This window comes from Streptococcus sp. KHUD_011 (genome assembly GCF_046352925.1).
Classification (GTDB): domain Bacteria; phylum Bacillota; class Bacilli; order Lactobacillales; family Streptococcaceae; genus Streptococcus.
Genome location: NZ_CP157578.1, coordinates 482,677 through 497,822, shown reverse-complemented (window position 1 = coordinate 497,822; position 15,146 = coordinate 482,677). Strand labels below are relative to the sequence as shown.

Below are 15,146 nucleotides of genomic sequence, written 5' to 3'. Positions count from 1 at the left end.
CATACTATCACATTAGCTAGATATATTCAATTCATTTGCTTGAAAAATAACATGAAAATTTCAATTTTTATCTATGTCATTCTCTAAAAAATAGTAAAAATTGTCTGAATTATATAAAATAATCTACATTTTTTAGCTTTTTCCACTATTTTTTGACATTTCAACACATTTTCGAATCTGCTTTCTCTGTATAAATGTATATTATTTTGAATTAAATTTTATTTCTATATATTTTATTTTTTGTATATTTATTAATTAAATCCGTTTGATTTTTTTCATGAATCTTTTAACATATGTATTTTAACATTTAAAAGTATATTTGAATGCTAATCTCAGCTAAATACATTTAGAATTTCTGATTTAGCTGTTAAAAATTCTCATTTAAAGTTGGGTAAGAGCAAAAAAAACGAGCACTTTCGTACTCGTTCTCTGATATAAACTACTGATTAAAGTGAGTTTACGTCAACTTTGATACCAACACCTTGAGTAGTTGTGATAGTCAAGTTTGTTACGTAAGTTCCTTTAGCTGTAGCTGGTTTTGCTTTTTGGATTGTTTCGTTGAAAGCTTTGAAGTTTTCAACCAATTTTTCAGCTTCAAATGACACTTTACCGATGATTGCTTGAACGTTACCTGCACGGTCAGCACGGTAAGTGATTTTACCACCTTTAGACTCTTCAACTGCTTTAGCAACATCCATTGTTACAGTACCAGTTTTAGGATTTGGCATCAAGTTACGTGGTCCAAGGACACGTCCAAGACGTCCAACAAGAGCCATCATGTCAGGTGTAGCGATAACTACGTCGAAGTCCAACCAACCGTCGTTGATTTTAGCAACAAGGTCATCTTCACCAACAAAGTCTGCACCAGCAGCTTTTGCTTCTTCAGCTTTTGCACCGCGTGCGAAAACAAGAACGCGTGAAGTTTTACCAGTACCGTTTGGCAATACCATTGCTCCACGGATTTGTTGGTCAGCTTTTTTAACGTCGATGTTCAAGTTGTAAGCAACTTCTACAGTTGCGTCAAATTTTGCAAAGTTAGTTTCTTTTGCAAGTGCTACAGCTTCTTCTACGCTGTATGCTTTTGTGCTGTCGATTTTCTCAAGAGCAGCACGAAGTTGTTTGCTTTTTTTAGCCATTTTCTATTCTCCTTGTAAGTGGTTCAATCGATTTTCATCTCCCACGTCACTTCTCGAAATGATGAAGTCTTGCGGGTTTTCAGTCTATTAGATTCTTTTCCTACGGCCTTAAGTTTCCTTGCTGTACCCAAGTACAAGCATCAGTCACTTGCCTAGTATGAAAAGTAACTAATAGACTGCTGTGAGATTTTCTACTGTGTTATTGATTAGTCAACAACAGTGAATCCCATAGAACGAGCAGTACCTTCGATCATACGCATTGCAGACTCAATGTTTGCTGCGTTCAAATCTGGCATCTTAGTTTCTGCAATTTCTTGTACTTGTGCACGAGTAACTGTAGCAACTTTAGTTTTGTTAGGTGTACCTGATCCTTTTTCAACACCTGCAGCTTTTTTCAAAAGAACAGCAGCTGGTGGTGTTTTAGTGATGAAAGTAAATGATTTATCTTCGTAAACTGAGATAACAACTGGAATGATCATACCAGCTTGGTCAGCTGTACGAGCGTTGAACTCTTTTGTGAATCCCATGATGTTGATACCAGCTTGACCAAGAGCAGGTCCAACTGGTGGAGCTGGTGTAGCTTTACCAGCAGGGATTTGCAATTTTACAAGTTTTTCGACTTTTTTAGCCATTTTTAAATCCTCCTTTGTGGTTTTGGCGGTAATTAAAGATTTTTACCTCCCACAAGCATGCTTTACACATACTCATCTATTATACACTATTTATCTGAAATTACAAGAGAAAAGTTTATTTTTTATACTCAATGAAAATCAAAGAGCAAACTAGGAAGCTAGCCGCAGGCTGTACTTGAGTACGGTAAGGCGACGCTGACGTGGTTTGAATTTGATTTTCGAAGAGTATTAATCGACGTAATCTCCGCCTTCAAATCCGTAGTATTCTTCCAAACTAAGACCACTTGCAGCAATTTCTTTAGCTTCTTTTCCGACATAACGAAGGTGCCATTCTTCAGCCATGTAGCCTGTTTCCTTTTCCTTACCTTTAAGATAACGGACAACAAAGCCATAATCAGCAGCATGATCCAAAAGCCATTGGGCTGCTTTTTCTTCTGTTACCAAATCTCCATTCGTCCCAATCACATCAAAGGCCAAGCCTGTTTGGTGTTCGCTATAACCAGGTCGGGCAGAGTAACGGTCAGCCGCTGCCTTCCCATCTTGATTGACATAATCTTGATAGAGCTTGGTCTGAGTTTCATAACTTCTAAAACCACTGTAATGGTCGCTAATTGGGAAACCTGCCTCTTGCATAGCTTTGATGAGTTTGACCAACTCAGCCTTGGCTGTTGGATTTTCCCCTGGATTGTAGTCTTTCGACAAAGGATAATGTTTATTCGCTACGATAATTTCATCGTATTTCCCTTGGATGCTGTAGTAATCACCTTTATTAACCACTTCTGCTTTTTTCTGGGCAGCCCCTTGAGACTTACTTCCAACTGTTCCATCAGCCTTGGCTGTTTGCTCTGTCTTAGCTGCTCCATCTTCATTTTTTGCTTTTTCTTGTGAACAAGCTGCTAGACTCAAGGCTAGCAAGGTTGTCAAGACAAGGTATCTTTTTTTCATTTCTACTCCTTTATTTCTAATAGTTTATCTAGTTCTGACGATAAACATTTAACTAATCTTTTAATCTCATCCGGTTTTGCTTGGTAGGTTTCTGCTGTCATTTCTTCAAAGGGTACCCACCAAACTGGACCACGTCCCTTGAGACCGTGACCATTCATATCACCTGTTCGTCTAGGGAAAAGGTGCCAGTGGAGGTGGGCATCGCCATTGCCTAGAAGTTCGATATTCATTTTCTCAGCAGCAAAGGCCTTAGCAACTGCCTCTTGGACTAAACTCATTTCTTCTAGAAAACGGAGTCTTGTCTCCTTTTTCAAATGGTGCAATTCGGTGACATGTTCCTTGGCTAGAAAGAGACTATAGCCTGCAAAATACTGGTGGTCTCCAACCACAAGATAGCCTGTTTCCAACTCTTTGACAAAATAGGGATTTTCTCCCTTCTTGATGAGCTCAATTCTCTGGCAAATAAGGCACATATTAGTCTACCAACGTGCTCTTAAGGTAAGCATCAACCATACGTTCTGTTGCGACCACCGAGTCAATATGAGTGCGCTCATATGAATGGCTAGACTCGATACCAGCACCGAGAAGGGCGTGTTTGACTTCTGCCCCTGCAGACATAGCTGCTGAAGCGTCCGAACCATAAAATGGATAGATATCCAGCTTAAATGGAATATCTTGCTCTTTAGCCAAAGCAACCAAATGTTGACGGAAGTCATAGTGATAAGGCCCTGAAGCATCCTTGACACAGATAGACACTGTGTACTCATCTGTTTGCTGGTCATCTCCCATAGCTCCCATATCCACAGCCAGATATTCTACTACCTGAGCAGGGATATTAGAGTTAGCTCCATGCCCCACTTCTTCAAAGACTGAAAAAGCAAAATGAGTTGTTACAGGCAACTCAATCTTCTCTTCCATATAAATACGGAGCAGATTAAGCAAAATCGCTGCGCTGACCTTATCGTCCAAATGACGAGACTTGATAAATCCTGTCTCTGTCACAATCGTTCGTGGGTCAAAGCTGATAAAATCACCGACCTCAATACCAAGAGCACGAGTTTCTTTTTCACTGGTTACTTTGGCGTCCAAACGCACTTCCATATTGTCCTGCGTGCGTTCTGCAGTTCCTGCATCCTTGTAGACATGGCAAGAAGTTTGGTGGATGAGGATGGTTCCTGATACTTTTTGATCTGTGCTAGCCACATGAACGGTACAGTTTTCACCTTCAATCATGTTCCAAGGAAAGCCACCGATACGATCCAGTTTGAGACGGCCGTCTGGTTTGACAGCACGGACAATAGCACCCAACGTATCTACATGGGCAGTCACATAGCGATGCTCTTCATCATTTTGACCTTTGATGGTCACATTGACACCGCCTTTGGCTGTACGAACTGGCTGGTAACCAAAACCTTCTAGAGTCTTGACTAAATAGTCCGCAATCTCACGAGTGAAGCCTGTTGGCGATGCGATGGCTGTCAGTTCTTTGATATATTCTACTGTTTGATTCATTTCTTCACCTCTTTTGCTACCTATTATAACACATTTATCATCGGATAAAAAAAGAAAATCACTCCTGTAGACTTGGCTACAAAAGTGATTTTAATGATTATTCCATTTCAAAAACATCGCTTTCTTGCTTGTTTGGTAGAACCAATGAGAGCAAGATTCCGACAACGGCTGGTACTAACCATGGGAGTGATGCCTTGGCAAAAGGAAGAGTGTTGACAAGATTCGCAAGAAACTCAACCTTAAACGAGCTTCCTAATACGCTTGCAATGGCAATAGCTGTAACAACAGCAATTGTCAACTGCATACCTGGTTTTGAAAGGGCAACAAATTTGTTGACAATGACAATCATAACGATAGCAATCGTGATTGGGTACAAGATAACCAGTACTGGAATTGAGTACTTGATAATCGCATCAAGACCCAAATTAGCAATGGCAAATCCAATCAAGGTAAAGGCGGTCGCATAAACCTTGTAGCTGATTTGTGGGAAGCGTTCATTAAAGAACTCAGCTGTTGACACAATCAGACCAACTGTTGTTGTGAAGCAGGTTACGGTAACCATAGCTGCAAGGAAGAGTTGAGCTGTTGAGCCAAAGATTTCTTGAGTGGCTTGTGACAAGATGTAAACACCTGGTGTTCCACCCTTCATCGCTTCAGCTGGTACTGGGAAATGATTCCCAAGGAAGCCTAAACCGATGTAAAGAGCGCTGAAAGCAAGGGCAACAACGATACCAACCACCCAAATAGTTGAGATGTATTCTTTCTTACTTGAGAAGCCAAGTTGTTTCAAGGTTTGAACTGCGATTACGCTAAAGGCAACCGATGCAAGAGCATCCAAGGTATTATAACCTTCTAGGAAACCTGTACCAAAAGCTGAAGCTTGATAAGCAGCTGAAGCAGCCTGAGGACTTGTTCCACCATATTTGATAGCTCCTAGAACAACTAAGATAACGATCAAAATCGCAAAGACTGGCGTTAAGATACGGCCGATACGGTCCAAGATTTTTGATGGATTAAGCGAAATTAGATACGCTGCTGCAAAGTAAAGAACAGTAAAGACAATCAAGCCAAGTCCTTTATTTGCATCCGACAAAAGGGGGCTAATCCCTACTTCGTAAGCCGTTGTGGCAGTACGTGGAATAGCAAAGAATGGACCGATTGACAAGTAAAGAGCTGAGAGGTAAAGAGTCGCAAACCAAGGCGCTATCTTTGTTGAAATCTCGTAGATGTATCCTTTAGGATTTAGCGTTCCAATAATAAGGGTCAAGACGGCGATACCGACGCCTGAAAAGACAAAACCTGCGATGGCAGGAAGAAAATGTTCTCCAGATAGAGCACCCAGAGAAGGCGGAAAAATCAAGTTCCCCGCACCAAAAAATATTCCAAACAGGAGTAAACCTGTTAAGGCACCTTTTTTAGCCATGAAAATCTCCTTCATATTTATAAAATACTGACCTAGTATATCATGAATAGGAGTATGAAAAAAGCTTCACGAAGTAAATATTGAATGTTTTCAAGATTCTTAAAAATGAGAATTATCTAAAAATAAAATTCTCCTACCCAGTCCACACCAAGTAGGAGAAATACAAATTTTTAAAGTTCTTCAAAGGCCATCATGCCACCTTGGACATTGATAACTTCATAACCTTGTTCTGATAAGAATTGGCAAGCACGCGCCGATCTCATTCCAGATTTACAAATAACATAATGCAACTGGTCCTTGTCCAACTGATCATAGATATCAGCCAATTGACTAAGTGGCAGGTTGTGGGCGCCTTCTAAATGAAGAGCTTCAAACTCTTCCACTTCTCTCACATCGACTAAAGAAAGTTGGTCGTTTTGGTAAAGCTGGTAAAATGCGTCAAAGGTTATTTCTTTCATTCTTTTTCTCCTAATACTCTTCGAAAATCAAATTCAAACCACGTCAGCGTCGCCTTATCGTAGGTATGGTTACTGACTTCGTCAGTTCTATCCACAACCTCAAAGCTGTACTTTGAGCAGCCTGCGGCTAGCTTCCTAGTTTGCTCTTTGATTTTCATTGACTATAAAATAGTTTTAATTCTTTTTTTCAAATCTGGCACCACTTCTGACTCAAACCAAGTATTTTTAGCCATCCAGATTTGATTTCGCGGCGAGGGGTGAACTAGTGGAAAATAGGTTGGCAAGTAGTTCTGGTAATGTTTTACCCGTTCTGTCACCTTGCCACTGATTTTCTCCTTTAAATAGTAGGCCTGGGCATATTGACCAATCAAAAGGGTCAATTGAATATCTGGTAATTCTTGCAAGAGCTGCGGATGCCATTTTTCAGCAAAGCCAGTTCTCGGTGGTAAATCACCTGACTTGCCATGCCCTGGAAAGTAGAAATCCATAGGCAAAACAGCAAAATATCCTGAATTGTAAAAGGTATCTTCATCCACACCTAGCCAGTCGCGCAAGCGGTCACCACTCTTATCTTTCCAGTAAAGGCCTGCTTCTTGGGTTTTAAGACCAGGCGCTTGACCGATGATATTGATGCGAGCAGTCTTTGGCGCTGCAAAGAGAGGCTCGATGCCACGCTTTGTATAGGTAGCATTCTGCGGATCCGCCATAATGGCTTGCTTGATTCTTTCGATTTGAGACATCTACTTTCCCTCCAAAAAGAAGTCTAAGCATACAATCTCAGACTTCTATCGTTTTATTTGATCAATTCATAAATAGCTTCGGCATAGATTGCTGCAGCTCGGAAGAGATCGTCCAAGGCGATAAATTCATTGGCTTGGTGCATGGTGTCAATTGAGTCTGGGAACATGGCACCGTAGGCAACTCCGCGTTCGAGCAAACGACCAAAGGTTCCACCACCGATAACTTGCTCGTGACCTTTAAGGCCAGTTTGTTTTTCATAGACATTCAACAAGGTTTGCACAAGTGGATCTTCCATTGGCACATAGTGAGGGGTATGCCCGTGCTCAGAAAGGCTAACAGAAGCAACTGACAAGTTTTCAAGGATTGACTTGATTTGCTCTGGGCTTGTTCCTTTTGGATAGCGGATATTAAGGGCAATGGTATTATCAGCACTTGCTTCATCGAAGCGGAAGACACCCGCATTCATAGAAAGGGCACCCATCTTTTCATCCACATGGGCAATCTTGAGATTTTCACCCTCATGGTCGTTCAAGAGAATTTTACCAGCGATGTCAAGGTAGTCTTTAGCTGGTCCTGCAAAGTCAAACTGACTGAGGAAGAGAGCTAGGTAAGTTGCACCATTGACACCTGAAGCAGGCATAGCACCGTGGGCTGATTTACCAATGATCGTCACCTTGTATTGGCCAGCTTCTTCTTGAATTTCTCCTCTGAGTTTGTGTTCTGCAACAAAAGTATCTAGTTTACTTTGCAAGTCAGCTAAGTCACCTGAAACAACTGCTGTTGCTGATTCAGGAACCATGTTTTCACGCAAACCACCTGTGAAGCTGTGAAGACGGGCAACACCTGCATTTTCACCTGCAAAGTGGAGGTATTCCGTGATATTTCCTTTTTCACCATTGATGATAGGGAATTCAGCGTCTGGAGAGAAACCGAAGTCTGGCTTCGCAAGTCCTACGTGCTCGAAGTAGTAGTCCATATCTGCCCAACCTGATTCTTCGTCTGTTCCGACGATGAAACGAACTTTCTTAGAAGTTGGAAGACCCAATTCTTTGATGATTTTCAAACCATAGTAACAAGCTGTTGTAGGACCCTTATCGTCAGAAGCTCCACGCGCATAAAGACGACCGTCTTTGATAGTTGGTGTGTAAGGGTCTGTGTCCCAACCGCTACCAGCAGGCACTACGTCCATGTGGGCAAAGATTCCGAGAACTTCTTCTCCATCACCAAACTCGAAATGTCCTGCGTAGTTGTCAACATTTTTAGTTGGGTAGCCATCGCGGTCTGCAATTTCAAGGAATTTCTCCAAAGCTTTTACCGGCCCAGGTCCAAATGGATGCTCAGCATCAACCTTGCTGTCATCACGTTCAGAGTTGATTTCTAAAAGGCTAAACAAGTCAGCCAAGAGGTCTTCTTTACGTTTTTCTACTTCTGCTGTAAAATCAATTGTTGTCATTTTTTTCTTCTTTCTATCTTTTCTCGATGATTTCATCTACTGGCAAGCGGTAGCTTGGTTCTAATTTTTCGTCTGTGTAACCCACTGTAATCAAGAGTTCTGGGCGGAAGCGGTCTTCGATTTCCAAAACTTCGTTGACTTTTGATTTGTCAAAACCAAGAATCAGATTTGATCCGATTCCTTGGTCTGTAAGAGCCAAAACCAAGTTCATAGCAACCAAACCTGCATTGAGGGCTAGGTAGTCGCTGACTTGTTGCTCACTGTAACGGGCAAATTCAGCAGGCAAATTTTTCATGAAGTATTGTAGTTGTTCTTCTGAGAAATTGTTAGCACCACCAACTCGGGCAATTTTACGGGCACGTTTGGCAAGGTCCGTATCTGTAAACAAGGCAATGGTTACAGGTGCTGATGATACCTGTTCAAAGTTTGAACCGTAAGCCAATTTTGCTAGTTCGGCATTTTTCTCCCGAACGACCACAAATTTCCAAGGCTGGCTGTTGTGGGCGCTTGGCGCCAAGGTTGCAATTTCGATAGCCGTACGCACATCTTTTGGATCAACTGGCTTATCAGTGAAATGCTTAGTCGCATGACGTTTTTTATTTAATTCAAGAAATTTCATAATCTATTTCCTTTTCTAATTCTACTGCTTCCATTCTACCATAATTTGAAAGAGGTTGCAGAGATTTTTCGTAGAGACAAACTGGAACAAGGATAAGCAACTGAATGAAGAAAATCATTTAAATCAGGAATCCCCTCATCCAGTTCCAATTAATTTTCAGTTACTTAAAGAAACTAGTCTATCTTATATTCTGACTTTATAGCCTCCAAGAAATTCTTCACATCTTCTACATACCCATGCTTTTCTATTAAGCTTGCTAATAGTTCCAGATTGTGCCCCTGATAGTTGTCTTCTCGTCGTAGCTCTTCATACATTTCGATAAAAGGAAGCCCCTTGAATTTGGCCAACTCCAACTCCGCTTCATAGTCATAAGCAACTTTACGAAATAGGATATTTACCAATTCCCCATCTTCAACTTCTATCACGGCATACTGGGCACGGTGATTTTTTAACGCCTCCCAATTAAAATAGGGCATGCCAATCGACCCTGGATTGATGATTTGTTGCCCTTGACTGCCGTAACGAAGCAACTGCTTGTGGACATGACCATAGACTGCCACGTCCGTTTCCTCATCTAGCAGTTGGTCAAATTTTTCTGTATCATTCCCAACCAACAAGTCACCCCCATAATTTTTGTCAGGTAAATTATGAGAGATAGAAAAGCGCAACCCATCAACCTCTTTCTTTTCCAGCAAAGGCAAGCTTCGTAACCAGACAATCGTTGCAGGATCCATTCGCTCCATCAAAAACTGGGTCATTCGCATTGACTGGATTTCTTGTGGATGTTCCAAACCATATTCACCATCCAAGGCCTCAAGGACACAATCATCCCAATTACCTCGAACACTTGCTGTGATAGGAAGGTCCTTTAGCAGGGCTACCAAATCATTTGCACCTGGACCAGGAAGAAAAATATCTCCCATAAGCCAATATTCACTGGCTCCTTGAGTTTTAGCATCTGCAATCACTGCTTCTAAAGCCGTCGCATTTCCATGAATATCTGATAAAATTGCGATTTTATGTTTCATTGTGGTTTCCTTCCGTTTGGTAATCTACTCTTTCTTCCGCCACTTGAGCTAATTCCACTGCTTCCTGCGGGTTCAACTTCCTCTGCACAGCCTCTGCAACAGCTCTAGGTACTCCAACATCGACAATCTCATCCACACTGGCTTCCTTGATTTTTGTTAGAGACTTGAAATGCTTCATGAGATTCTGCTTGCGTTTAGGTCCCAGCCCTTCAATTCCATCCAGTTGTGATGAAAAAGAATTTTTCGAGCGCAGTTGGCGATGGAAAGTTATAGCAAAGCGGTGGACCTCATCCTGAATACGTTGGAGGAGGAAAAATTCCTGAGAATTGCGAGACAACTCCACCACCTCAAGCGGATCTCCAAAGAGCAATTCATGGGTTTGGTGCTTATCATTCTTTTGCAAACCTGCAATGGGGATATCCAAGCCCAGTTCCTCTTGGATGACCTGCTTGGCGATATTGACTTGACCTTGCCCCCCATCAATGACAATCAAATCTGGAGGAGTCAAACCGTCACGCTGTACTCGACCATAGCGCCTGCGAATGACCTCTCGCATACTAGCATAGTCGTCTGGCCCGACTACGGTCTTTATTTTATACTTACGGTAATCTTTTTTACTTGGTTTGCCGTTAACAAAGACCACCATGGCTGAAACAGGACTGGTCCCCATGATGTTGGAGTTATCGAAGGACTCGATGCGGACTGGGGTCGGTATTTGGAGCAAACGTCCTAGATTTTCAATAGCCCCCTGTGTTTTTTCGACAGATTTCTCTAGCAGGTTAAATTTCTGCTCTAGGCTGACTCGAGCATTCTTTATAGCCAGATTGACCAGTTGCTTTTTCTCTCCACGCTGGGGTTTGACAATCTTGGTGTCTACCAAAGCCTTTACAGCTTCTTCGTCAATATCCTGCGGAATCAGTACCTCATTGGGAACTAGATGAGATTTTTCTTGATAGAATTGTCCTACATAGGTTAGAAAGTCCTCATCCGGATCATTATAATAGGGGAAAAGATTGACATCGCGCTCAATAAGCTTGCCCTGACGAACAAAGAAAACCTGGACACACATCCATCCCTTGTCCACATAGTAGCCAAAGACATCCCGATTTTGGAGATCCTTAGCCATGACCCGTTGCTTGGTTCGAAGCGTTCCAATAGCCTGAATTAGGTCACGGTATTCCGCCGCACGTTCAAACTCCATATTTTGTGCTGCAACTGACATTTTACTCTTGAGGTCATCAATGATTTTGTCATCTTGCCCTTTTAGGAAATCAGAAACCTCCTGAGCCATAGACTTGAAATAGGCCTCATCCTTCTTACAGATGGTATGAGCCATGCATTGGCCGATATGATAGTAAAAACAAACCTTAGAGGGCGGATTTGTACACTTCCGAAAAGGGAAAATCCGATCCAGTAATCGCTTGATTTCATTGGCTGCCCCCACATCTGGATAAGGTCCAAAATAAAGACCTCCATCTTTTTTGACCTGACGAGTGATAATCAAGCGAGGGTAGCGCTCATTAGTGATTTTGATGAAGGGATAGGACTTATCATCCTTGAGCATGATATTGTACTTGGGCTTGTTTTCCTTGATCAGGTTGATTTCTAGGAGAAGTGCCTCAATATTAGACTCAGTAACAATAAATTCAAAATCTACAATTTCAGACACCAAGGCCTCTGTTTTTGTATCATGACTTCCACGGAAATAAGACCTCACGCGGTTGCGCAGATTTTTAGCCTTTCCTACATAGATAATGGTGCCGTTTTTATCCTTGTGAATGTAGCAACCAGGGCTGGTCGGCAAGAGCTCTAGTTTTGATTTAATCAAGTTGTTCATAATTCCATTATAGCAAAAAAGTAGGGAAAGATAGTCCCCTACTCATTGGTCTCATATAATTTTCGAAGTCTTTCAACATCCTCTTCCTGAATACCATAAAAGGAACCTGCAGGTTGCATGACAGACTTCTCATCTGTATGGTCTAAGCCAATCGCATGACCCAACTCATGTTCTGCCGTATGGACAATGCGCTCATAGGAATAGCCATAGTCTGGATTGGACAAATAATAATGATTCAACCGCACCGTGACAGACAAGAATTGTCCTGTTAAGAGATTGGTCTGACTTTCCGCCTCTCCTGCCACAGGAGTACCTCCGTCATTCATCTCCGTAGCCAAGATATCTGCCTTGCTGGACTCGGTGACAATTTCAAAGTTAAAAGCACCCGTTTGATTCCAATTCTGAATCGCTTCTAAATAAGCTTCTTGAAAGCGTGAATCCATCTGGGGATCCAAGTAAATACGAGCAGAGGCCTGTGGCCACCTTCCTTCAGAATGCTGGTGGCTATCTGTCTGGTTCAACTTAGGCAGTTGCCCTGTTTTTTCCCATCGGTCGATACTTTGTTGACCAATCTTGACTGACCGTTCTGCCTGCTTTAGCGCTCCTTGAAAATCCCCGTTCAGATAGCAGAGAAGTCCGAAAGCAAACGCACATAAGAGCACAACTATCCAAACCAGGCGCCAAAACAAACGCCACACAAAAGAAAAGAAAGCCCCTATCAAACAAAAAATCCAGCGCATGTCTCTCCACCTTTCTAGCAAATAAAGACTATTTTACTAAATCAAGCTGAAAGAAAGCTAAATACTGGCTTTTTCATCTTAACGTCCTAATATTTTTTTGAGTAACTGAATAGCTTTATATTTTAGGGGAGATGGATAATAACGGAAAGTTCCTGCTTTACGTACAATATAACCATTAAAATTTTGTTTAAAGCGTAAAACACCATCACTACCATCAAAAATCCCTTGAATCCCTAGAAAGTTGTATTTAGGGATCCCACGTTTTATGCTTTCCAACATAACATATTTCTGAAGCAAAGCTGGTGCATAAAATTTATTAAACTCAGTATAGGAACCACTAAAAAGATAGGTCGTTTCTTGAGGCATATAAATAAATAAACTACCTGCTAAGACAAGATCTTTCTCTCCATATTTTTTAATCAACTCTCGTGCTTCTGCTTTTCGAACTTCAAAGCTTTCATACTGCCTAGCCAACTCTTTGTGTTCTTTTTTCTTTTGTGCAGAATCTGGATATTGTTCTAATAAGAGTAATGAGGTAGCTATTTTTTCAGATAATTCTTTTTGCTTATGTATTAAATTTTGTATATATTCTCCTAAATTTAGAATAGCAATTACAAACTCGGCTTTTTCTCCAAAAGAGTCATAAAAATGCTCATAATATTCTAAACTTTTATCACTATATTCTCGACGTTCAGAGGTTGTTTTTGTTATATCTTTAAAAATTGAAAGTTCTTCACGATTTAATTTTTTCAACTGAATACCAAATGTATCAGCCTTTTTCACCAAAGCTTTCCCCTTTTTACTAAAACTGTTAAGCAAGGTCTTTTCAGTTAGCTCATTCAAATCTTTACAATATAACCAATCCGGTTCTCCACCTGGGTAACCTGTTTTTAAACCATCAAATTGATAACCTAAATCAGTCAAATCTTGAATAATACTTTTTTTCTCAGCATCTATTGGATTACCTTCACCATCAAAAGTTTGATAAGTTTCATAAGGTTTTACAAGCAACTCTAATACACCATTTTGCTTGGCATATTCTTTTAACTCCGCATAAAAAACTGGGAGAGCATCTTGTTGGGTATAAATCGGCCCCGAATTGATCTCCATATGTAGGCCACCCAGCATGGGCAAGCTATAAACCAGAGCTGCAACTTGAATTTCTCCTTCTTGTTTCAATGCAAGATAAACAATTCGAGCCCCTCTTTTTTCTAACAAGTCCCCCATCTGGACAGATTGCATAAAAGAACGAGAAGAGACCTGATCAGAATAAGCTTGAAATTCTTCTTTTGTGAGTGTAATTAATGCCATGTACTTACCTTCTATGATGTTTTGTTCTTAATGCCTTGCGAAAATCAAGAGCGATTCTTAACAGAGAATAAAGAGGATGGGTGGGCATTGTAAACTCACCCAAGTATTCTTCAATCGTTGGATTAAATTTTTCCTTAAAATGGTAAAGTCCACCATTGAGAGAGTTTTCAACACCACCTAAATTTTGCCACACCATACCTCGCTCAAAGGCATAGCGAGCTGTTTCATACCAAGTTAAAATTGGTGCATTATAACGTTTAAAAGCATCATCCATACCAGCATATAGATTAACAGAGGTATTACCAAATTCCAAACTCAAAGTAGCTGCTAAAGGAATGTTTGATTTTTCTTCATTCAGATATCTCTGCAAGAAATCTCTTTCTTCTACCAAACGCTCTTTTTCCTTCTTCTGGGCTTCTACTTTTGAAGTTCGAGTCGACTCAGTAAACGCCTCTTCCAACGCTAAGTTTTTCGCTAACTGTTCTTCTAATTCTCGTAAACGCTTAGCGATATCCAGAGTAGCCAGCGTAATGTAGGCCTTGTCCTTAAAATTATCTAACAATTTTTTATAATAGGCTTCATTCCTCAAATGGATATCTTTTCGCTTCTCAGTTTTTTTCATCAAAAACGAGAAAGATTCTAACAATTCATCTCTACCAATCTGAATCTCTACACCCTTATTTCGAGCGGATCGAATAGCTTGTTTTGTTGACTTGCAAAGTTTATCTTCTGTAAAATTTTCCTTGTATACTTTTGCCTGAATACGAGGCTGAATGGTATCTCCCATTCCATCGGTCTTTCCTGACCACCTTACTCCCATTCTTTGCAAATTTTCAATAATAGCCATATTTTCAGGATATTCTATTTTTTCATGCTTGATTGAACTTTGCGATAGGCAAATACTTGGGTCAAAAATCACAAAAATCGCTCTCTTGCTTCGAGCATAGGACTTAATGGATTGAAGAACAAAGTTCAAGAGTTCAGCATCCTTATAATCTAATACAGGACCTCTTGGGATATAAAACATTCTATAGCCTAGAGGAAGAGTTTTAATCAAAATACTAGCTGTAGCCAGTAATTTATCTCCTCGGTAGGCGCCAAACTTTTCATGTTGCCAATCAGACTTAACCTCTTCCCAAGCACTACTTTGTAATACATTGACTAATTCATGTTCTTTAACAAACTGATCATATTCTAATGTGGGAATGCCAATTTGATAACGATACATCTCTTACTCTCTTTCCAACAATAATAGAATTTAACTACTATTCTACTATTTTTGTTTAGAAAGTCTAGTAAAAACATATTTTA

General features: G+C 40.7%; 15 protein-coding genes. All 15 read right to left on the bottom strand.

Features of this window, described 5'->3' with window-relative positions; genetic code table 11:
- Positions 1-446: 446 nt before the first annotated feature.
- Positions 447-1,136, bottom strand: a complete 690-nt coding sequence (rplA, locus tag ABKJ27_RS02410; protein ID WP_001085675.1) for a 50S ribosomal protein L1 — start codon at positions 1,134-1,136, stop codon at positions 447-449.
- 206 nt (positions 1,137-1,342) lie between these two features.
- On the bottom strand, positions 1,343-1,768 hold the full coding sequence (gene rplK, locus ABKJ27_RS02405; protein WP_001085806.1) for a 50S ribosomal protein L11: 426 nt from the start codon (positions 1,766-1,768) through the stop codon (positions 1,343-1,345).
- A 228-nt stretch (positions 1,769-1,996) separates the two neighbouring features.
- Complete coding sequence (gene ldcB / locus ABKJ27_RS02400; protein WP_049516318.1) at positions 1,997-2,713, bottom strand: LD-carboxypeptidase LdcB/DacB; 717 nt, start codon at positions 2,711-2,713, stop codon at positions 1,997-1,999.
- 2 nt (positions 2,714-2,715) lie between these two features.
- Complete coding sequence (locus ABKJ27_RS02395; RefSeq protein ID WP_049516316.1) at positions 2,716-3,186, bottom strand: HIT family protein; 471 nt, start codon at positions 3,184-3,186, stop codon at positions 2,716-2,718.
- A gap of 1 nt (position 3,187) precedes the next feature.
- Entirely contained in the window at positions 3,188-4,225 is a 1,038-nt protein-coding gene (locus ABKJ27_RS02390; RefSeq protein WP_410011959.1) for a M42 family metallopeptidase, read from the bottom strand.
- A 97-nt stretch (positions 4,226-4,322) separates the two neighbouring features.
- Complete coding sequence (gene brnQ, locus ABKJ27_RS02385; RefSeq protein ID WP_410011958.1) at positions 4,323-5,648, bottom strand: branched-chain amino acid transport system II carrier protein; 1,326 nt, start codon at positions 5,646-5,648, stop codon at positions 4,323-4,325.
- A gap of 170 nt (positions 5,649-5,818) precedes the next feature.
- Entirely contained in the window at positions 5,819-6,106 is a 288-nt protein-coding gene (locus ABKJ27_RS02380) for a rhodanese-like domain-containing protein (RefSeq protein ID WP_410011957.1), read from the bottom strand.
- A 161-nt stretch (positions 6,107-6,267) separates the two neighbouring features.
- Positions 6,268-6,846: a uracil-DNA glycosylase family protein gene (locus ABKJ27_RS02375; protein WP_045612122.1), complete on the bottom strand. Its 579-nt coding sequence runs from the start codon at positions 6,844-6,846 to the stop codon at positions 6,268-6,270.
- Between the two features lie 53 nt (positions 6,847-6,899).
- Positions 6,900-8,300, bottom strand: coding sequence for a dipeptidase PepV (gene pepV, locus ABKJ27_RS02370; protein ID WP_045612124.1), 1,401 nt, complete (start codon positions 8,298-8,300; stop codon positions 6,900-6,902).
- 13 nt (positions 8,301-8,313) lie between these two features.
- Positions 8,314-8,919 (bottom strand): nitroreductase family protein, encoded by a 606-nt coding sequence (locus tag ABKJ27_RS02365; protein ID WP_045612125.1) that lies wholly within the window; start codon positions 8,917-8,919, stop codon positions 8,314-8,316.
- A gap of 173 nt (positions 8,920-9,092) precedes the next feature.
- Positions 9,093-9,947, bottom strand: coding sequence for a metallophosphoesterase family protein (locus tag ABKJ27_RS02360; RefSeq protein ID WP_045612127.1), 855 nt, complete (start codon positions 9,945-9,947; stop codon positions 9,093-9,095).
- The gene (gene uvrC / locus ABKJ27_RS02355) at positions 9,937-11,784 is read right to left on the bottom strand and encodes an excinuclease ABC subunit UvrC (RefSeq protein WP_020903036.1); all 1,848 of its coding nucleotides are present in this window, start codon (positions 11,782-11,784) and stop codon (positions 9,937-9,939) included. The genes ABKJ27_RS02360 and uvrC overlap by 11 nt, the downstream gene beginning before the upstream one ends.
- A gap of 38 nt (positions 11,785-11,822) precedes the next feature.
- Positions 11,823-12,524, bottom strand: coding sequence for a M57 family metalloprotease (locus tag ABKJ27_RS02350; protein WP_410011956.1), 702 nt, complete (start codon positions 12,522-12,524; stop codon positions 11,823-11,825).
- A 78-nt stretch (positions 12,525-12,602) separates the two neighbouring features.
- Entirely contained in the window at positions 12,603-13,835 is a 1,233-nt protein-coding gene (locus tag ABKJ27_RS02345; protein WP_001174043.1) for an aminoacyltransferase, read from the bottom strand.
- A 4-nt stretch (positions 13,836-13,839) separates the two neighbouring features.
- The gene (locus ABKJ27_RS02340; protein ID WP_000286583.1) at positions 13,840-15,063 is read right to left on the bottom strand and encodes an aminoacyltransferase; all 1,224 of its coding nucleotides are present in this window, start codon (positions 15,061-15,063) and stop codon (positions 13,840-13,842) included.
- Positions 15,064-15,146 lie beyond the last annotated feature (83 nt).